The organism is Bartonella elizabethae F9251 = ATCC 49927, from assembly GCF_000518165.1.
Taxonomy (GTDB): Bacteria; Pseudomonadota; Alphaproteobacteria; order Rhizobiales; family Rhizobiaceae; genus Bartonella; species Bartonella elizabethae.
On record NZ_KI912396.1, the window covers coordinates 18,886 to 24,827 of the forward strand.

Annotated in this window: 5 protein-coding genes and 2 pseudogenes; 6 read left to right on the forward strand and 1 reads right to left on the reverse strand. The window is 40.6% G+C overall.

The genetic code is table 11. The features are described 5' to 3' along the window. Positions 1-823 precede the first annotated feature (823 nt). Together T429_RS0109600 and T429_RS0109605 are read left to right on the forward strand one after the other, a co-directional pair. Positions 824-1,075: an AbrB/MazE/SpoVT family DNA-binding domain-containing protein gene (locus tag T429_RS0109600; RefSeq protein ID WP_005774741.1), complete on the forward strand. Its 252-nt coding sequence runs from the start codon at positions 824-826 to the stop codon at positions 1,073-1,075. Next, positions 1,072-1,470, forward strand: a complete 399-nt coding sequence (locus tag T429_RS0109605) for a type II toxin-antitoxin system VapC family toxin (RefSeq protein WP_005774742.1) — start codon at positions 1,072-1,074, stop codon at positions 1,468-1,470. The genes T429_RS0109600 and T429_RS0109605 overlap by 4 nt, the downstream gene beginning before the upstream one ends. Before the next feature lie 20 nt (positions 1,471-1,490). On the opposite strand, the pseudogene T429_RS10045 reads toward T429_RS0109605, so the two are convergent. After that, positions 1,491-1,766: pseudogene (locus tag T429_RS10045) on the reverse strand (helix-turn-helix domain-containing protein); the annotation flags it as partial. A gap of 469 nt (positions 1,767-2,235) precedes the next feature. Between T429_RS10045 and T429_RS0109615 the strand changes: the two are divergent. From T429_RS0109615 to yacG, 4 genes and pseudogenes are all read left to right on the forward strand, one after another. Then, positions 2,236-3,472: pseudogene (locus tag T429_RS0109615) on the forward strand (MFS transporter). Positions 3,473-4,282: 810 nt separating this feature from the next. Continuing rightward, positions 4,283-4,501: a translation initiation factor IF-1 gene (gene infA / locus T429_RS0109625; protein ID WP_004857577.1), complete on the forward strand. Its 219-nt coding sequence runs from the start codon at positions 4,283-4,285 to the stop codon at positions 4,499-4,501. 230 nt (positions 4,502-4,731) lie between these two features. Further along, the gene (locus T429_RS0109630; protein ID WP_005774747.1) at positions 4,732-5,460 is read left to right on the forward strand and encodes a Maf family nucleotide pyrophosphatase; all 729 of its coding nucleotides are present in this window, start codon (positions 4,732-4,734) and stop codon (positions 5,458-5,460) included. A 70-nt stretch (positions 5,461-5,530) separates the two neighbouring features. Next, entirely contained in the window at positions 5,531-5,827 is a 297-nt protein-coding gene (gene yacG, locus T429_RS0109635; protein ID WP_005775290.1) for a DNA gyrase inhibitor YacG, read from the forward strand. The last annotated feature ends 115 nt before the right edge of the window (positions 5,828-5,942 follow it).

Consider the following 5,942-nt stretch of genomic DNA (forward strand, 5'->3'; position numbering starts at 1 on the left):
AATCGCAATATCAATAAAATGCGGATTTTTGGTTTGAAACTGTGGATTTTTGGTCTGCATGTTAAGCCCCTCACCGGTTGCGAGCGCCCTCGCATTGGTATTCCGGGAGTTTGAAAGCACTGAGCTCAGCCAGCCTTTTGCTTTTAGTGCGGTCGAGCACCTGGACATAGCAAAATCTCCCGGAATCCCGGGATACCCGCAAAGCTGGATAAATTTATGTACTGAGCGTTCGGGCCTTTAGCTCCCTATTTGACCGTTGCGTGGACGATCAAAAACACGTGCTCATTAATAAAGGAATTTCAAAAGATTGGCAAGAAAAATGAAGATATTGGAAAGGTGAAAATATTTTTTGGAGCTCAAGAATTATCCTCTTATGCCCTAAAAATACACCCTTTACGGAGTGGTGAAGAGAACCATTCGGGATGCAGTAAGGCGTATTTTATAAAGCACTATTGTTGAGAGGGAGTGATCTGGACTCCATGAAGTGATTAGCATGGGGGATGAGGCTTGTTTGGTCTTGTCTGCTCCATGTTTTTGAAGAGGTGATTTGGGATAGCGCGCGGGGTTAAGAGGCTGGCTTGTCGTTTGAAAACTTTTGTTTGCACAGTGGTGTGGGCTGGAAGGTTTTGTCTTGTGGGGGCAAGTCAATAGGTTTTGTTATCGGGGGTAATCAGATATTGCCGGTATGAAAACGCATATATCTTACAATTCCTCATGTTCAGGATCTGCCCTATAGTGCTTTGGTAATTTTAAAAAGTAATTGAATTTTTCATTATTTTTTATATATACTGAATAACGATATCTATATTAAGAGGATTTTTCTATGCCTTCACTAACTGTTACAGCAAAAGGACAAGTGACGCTGAAGCGGGATTTACTCCAGCACCTTGGTGTTAAACCAGGCGAGCGCATCAACTTTGATAAGTTACCAGGTGGTGAACTTCGTATAAAAGCAGCACAGCCTACAAGCACAATTGATAGCTTTATCGGACGATTTGCCGGAAAAGTTAAAAAAACACTGACTGTGGAAGAAATGAACGAAATTGCTGCCTCTGGTTGGGCGGGGAAAAAGTGAAGATTTCTGTAGATACAAATGTTTTAGCCCGCGCTGTTTTACAAGATGATAAAAAGCAAGGTGAAATAGCAAGTAAGATTTTAAGAGAAGCTTCTCTCATCGCTATTTCTTTGCCTTGTCTTTGCGAACTTATTTGGATACTCCGCCGCGGGGCAAAATTATCAAAAGAAGAGATTGCTTTGATGGTTCGTGATCTTCTTGCAACGCGTAATGTCGTCATGAATCGACCAGCTGTTGAAGCAGGGCTTGCTATGCTTGAGGCTGGTGGAGATTTTGCTGATGGAATTATATCTTATGAGGGACATTGGCTAGGTGGTGAAACCTTTGTTTCATTTGATAAATTAGCAATAGATCTGCTAACACAAAATGGGCTCTCAGCAAGACTCCTTTCTTAACCTTGTCAGTTAAGAGCGTGATGGTCTTTTGTAACAATATCTTTTGTGACAATATCCGCATAAAAAAAGCTTATTGGAACCTGTAGTTTTGTAGCGATTTCTAGTAAACATTTGGCGCTTACGCGGTTTAAACCTTTTTCATATTTTTGAATTTGTTGGAAACTCACCCCTAAAGAATTCCCTAAAGCCTTTTGAGTAAGCCCCATGGCAATGCGTCTTTGACGAATTCTTTTGCCAATCGCAATATCAATAAAATGCGGATTTTTGGTTTGAAACTGTGGATTTTTGGTCTGCATGTTAAGCCCCCTCCGGTTGCGAGCGCCCTCGCATTGGTATTCCGGGAGTAACAAGTACTGAACCCTAGTCAGCTTTTTGCTTTTAGTGCGCTCGAGCACCTGGACATAGCAAAATCTCCCGGAATCCCAAGACACCCACAAGAGTAGGCATAACTATACGCTAGGGTTTAAGGCTTTTAGTTCCCTCTTGATCGGTGCGTGGACGATCAAAATATCTTTTAACTAATAAAGGAATTTCAAAAGATTGACAAGAAAAATGAAGATATTGGGAAGGTGAAAATATTTTTTGAAGCTCAAGAATTATCCTCTTTTTGTTAAAAAATGTTCTTTGAGATCGATATTAGAGTATGGAATACTTAGCGGGGATATTTTAACAAGGAATTGGTCGTTCCTTTGAAGTTCATATCATCAATTGTATGAAAGGGCGGGGAGCTTTAACTGTAAAAAAGTTGAATATCGGGTGGGTGATATGAAGTTATTTTTGAAAAAGAGTCCCTTCGCTCTTTTTTCTTCTCTGTTTATTTCTAAAGTTGGTGATTATGCTTATGAAGTCGTTTTCGTTTTACTGGTCTTAGAAGTCACAGATAATGCCTTTTTGATCGGTCTTGTGTATTTTTTTCGATTTATCCCTTTTCTCTTTTTTGGACCTATAGGCGGTTGGTTCGCAGATAATTTTTCTTTGAAGAAAAATATGATCTGCAGTGAAGTGGTGAGATTGTTCGCCGCATTCTTCGTGTTCATAACCACTATAACAGGGACTGACCATATTATTGTGCTTATTTTGGCAGCAATAGGTACAACAATCGGAAGAAGTATTTTTCAACCAAGCTTTCAAGCTGCTATCCTGAAAATGTTTGCAATTAAGGATTTGACAAAGGCAAATAGTCTTGCACAAATTATCAATGAAATTGCCGCTGTCATTGGTCCTTTAGTTTGTTCCCTCCTGCTTCTTTTTGCCAATAAATCCACCGTCCTTATTTTTGATTTCTTGACCTATTTTATCTCTATTATCCTGTTATTGAATCTCATGAATTTAAATGCAAGTGGGACTCAATCATTCAATTTTATAAAAATTTATCGGGAAACAGCTTCTTATCTTAAAGCTATTTCTACTGAAAATAATAACTTATTGATTACGCTTATTGGATCGGCGTTTGCTATTCTCTTTACGGGGGCAATTTTAAGATTTTTAATTCCAGCTTTTGTTCTCTCTATAGGGGCAGAGGAAAGCTTTGTGAGTTCACTTTTTTCTCTCATGGCTGTGGGAACGATTGTCGGCGGTTTGTTCTATCATAAAATGATCGTCAATGTTACATCATTAAAGCTTATGATCTTTTGGCTTCTTTATGGGAGCATTTTATTTGTTATGCCTTTAGCGGCAATCCTTTCTTTAAAATTCCTTCTCGTGTTCGCTTTTGTTTTAGGCTTTACCGGTGCATTTGTGGATATTAGTTTAGTCTCAGCCCTTCAATTATATTCTCGTCGTGAAGATTTTGGAAAGAGTTTTGGAACCTTTTCAACCCTAGCGAACTCTGCGGAAGCCGTGTCTGGCCTTATTGCTGGACTTTTTGCACTCGTCGGATTAATGAGCTCTTTTTTAGCGATGTCTGCCTTTATTATTCTTACTGGAATGACTGGTGTTATAAAAATTAAAAAAAGTAAAATGTTAACACCCCCTTCACACGACAGTCGAGAATGATCATTAAGCGATTTGAGATCTCCATGTTGTTTCTTTTTTTAAAAAAGACAGTGCGCTCATGATCCTACCATCGTGTAAAACATTAATCTTTGAAGTGTAATGATATCAGTTTTATCGCTTTATACATTTAAGGTGCTTTTTTGTCTGCGTGGATTGTGGAGCTTGCTTGTTGCACCTTTTATCGCACCGCCCCCCCCCAAGTCCCCCAAAGAGCGGTGATCTCAAGATAGGAGCGTTGCTAAACCGTTTGTGTTGTTTACAAAGTGGCTGTGTAGTGAGAAACGCAGAAGTGTGCCACTTTAGTTGGCTGCTTTTGAGTGAAAATGGGAAAGCGTAAAGGCGTGTATCTGTAAAAACGTAAGGGGCGTTTAAGCTGTGGAGGACTTTATGCGTGGTGCAAGCTTTGGGGGGGGTGGTTGCCATAGTGTGGAATGGGGAGAGAGGATTGGGAAGAGCATCTTGTAAAGGCGGCAAGATGAGAAGGAGAGATAGGTGTGTGGGGGGGACGAGAGGCTGGAAGGGAGGAGGGGCAAGAGAGAGGGAAAGAAAAATTGGAGGGGGGGAGCTTCATTTCGCGTCACGCTTAAACCAAGATCATCCTAAAAATTGGAAGAAATTGGTCGGTAAAATATAAGCGACTAAAGGTGTAAGGCTCAAAATAGAGAGTGCGGTTTTTTGAGAACAGAAAAGAGAAAACTGGAAAAACCTTTCCCTTTTTGTTGAATTTTTATTCACAAATTTGAGAAAATAGGGTATGAACGCTGGAAAATAACGCTAGCTTAATAAAATATGCGTATTGTAAAGGAAATGATTGTTTATGTCAAAAGAAGAAGTTTTAGAATTTTCGGGTATCGTTACCGAACTCTTACCGAATGCGATGTTTCGTGTGAAACTCGAAAATGATCATGAAATTATTGCACATACCGCTGGAAGAATGCGAAAAAATCGTATTCGCGTGTTAGCCGGTGATAAAATCATGGTCGAAATGACCCCTTATGATTTGACAAAAGGACGCATTACATATCGTTATAAGTAGCTTTATGGAAGGGGTGCGCTTTTTTGTAAAAGTCACAATATTCTTTCTGTTATTTTTAACAGACCTTGAGGGTGCTTTCTATGTCATGAGAAAAGGACAATGAGTGACCTTGAATAAAGTGTAAAATCAGTGCGCAAAGTGTACAATAAGGGCAGTGCACAATAAAGAATAAGGAGACCCATGGCGCTTAAAATAGGGGAAGAAATAAGCCGATTGTAAAAGGGGTGGAAATGAAAATTATAAAAGAGTGGGGGAAAAAACGTTTGGCAGAAACTCTTGGGGGAAAAATACATTTGGGAGAAGAAATTCATTTGGTGCTTGCCTCCGCTTCGCCACGGCGTTTAATGCTCTTAGCGCAAATGGGCATTGAGCCCCAACAGGTTTATGCAAGCGATATTGATGAAACGCCAAAATTAAAAGAACATCCTGCAAACCTTGCCAAACGTTTGGCAAAAGAAAAAGCACTCAGAGCGCAAGAGAACATGCGCTGGTACGCTCAAAAATCCCAAGAAAATCAAAACCTCCAAGAAAAATTATCTGGGCAGAAAACGATTATCTTGGCGGCTGATACGGTGGTGGCGGTGGGGCGCACCATTCTTCCCAAACCAGAAAGCGAGGATGAGGCTTATGAATGTTTACGTTTCCTTTCTGGAAGGGCGCACAAGGTTTATGGCGCCATTTGTGCCTTGAATGAACAGGGAAAAATAACCGTAAAATTGGTTGAAACGCGTGTCCGTTTTAGACGTTTAACCTCTTTTATGATGAAGGCTTACCTTGCTTCTGGAGAATGGCAAGGGAAAGCGGGTGGCTATGCTATCCAAGGAAAAGCAGGGGCTTTTGTGGTCTATATTGCAGGCTCTTATTCGAATGTCGTGGGATTGCCTTTGGCGGAAACCGCTGATCTGTTGACTGCTTATCACTATCCACTTTACGTTCAGTGGACTGAAGAGATGTCGTAGAAAAATTTGAAGGTAAGAGCTATGCAGGGTAAAAAGCAGCAAAAAGTGTAGAAAAAAGTGCAAAGCAAAAATGAAACAAGGCAGTGTACAGAAAGAAACAGAAGAAAATTTAATGAAAGAGGAAAGAACACAAACGTCTCAAAGTCAAAAGAAGCTGCATAGCCAAAAAGAACGCTCTGAGCAACAAGAACCCCCTTTGCCAAAAGATACTCGTCCGCCACATCCTTGTCCTATTTGTGGTCAAATGTCACAAAAATCTGCTTATCCTTTTTGTTCTCCCCGCTGCCGCGCCATTGATCTTAATCGTTGGCTTTCGGGAGCTTATATCCTCCCGCCACCTCCGCAGGTTAGCGATGAAGAAGAATAAAGGGGCTAGAAGGTAGAGATTGCGTGCGTTTTGTGTAGTCAGGTAAGGCTTGGGGGGATTCCAGTTATTTTCTAAGTTGTGGTCCAATATCCCCAAAATCTGCTTATCCTTTTTG

What these genes read in the sequence shown, in the direction of transcription:
- T429_RS0109600 (WP_005774741.1), top strand. Translation starts at nt 824, where the DNA reads ATGCCTTCACTAACTGTTACAGCAAAAGGACAAGTGACGCTGAAGCGG.
- infA (WP_004857577.1), top strand. Translation starts at nt 4,283, where the DNA reads ATGTCAAAAGAAGAAGTTTTAGAATTTTCGGGTATCGTTACCGAACTC.
- T429_RS0109630 (WP_005774747.1), top strand. Translation starts at nt 4,732, where the DNA reads ATGAAAATTATAAAAGAGTGGGGGAAAAAACGTTTGGCAGAAACTCTT.
- yacG (WP_005775290.1), top strand. Translation starts at nt 5,531, where the DNA reads ATGAAACAAGGCAGTGTACAGAAAGAAACAGAAGAAAATTTAATGAAA.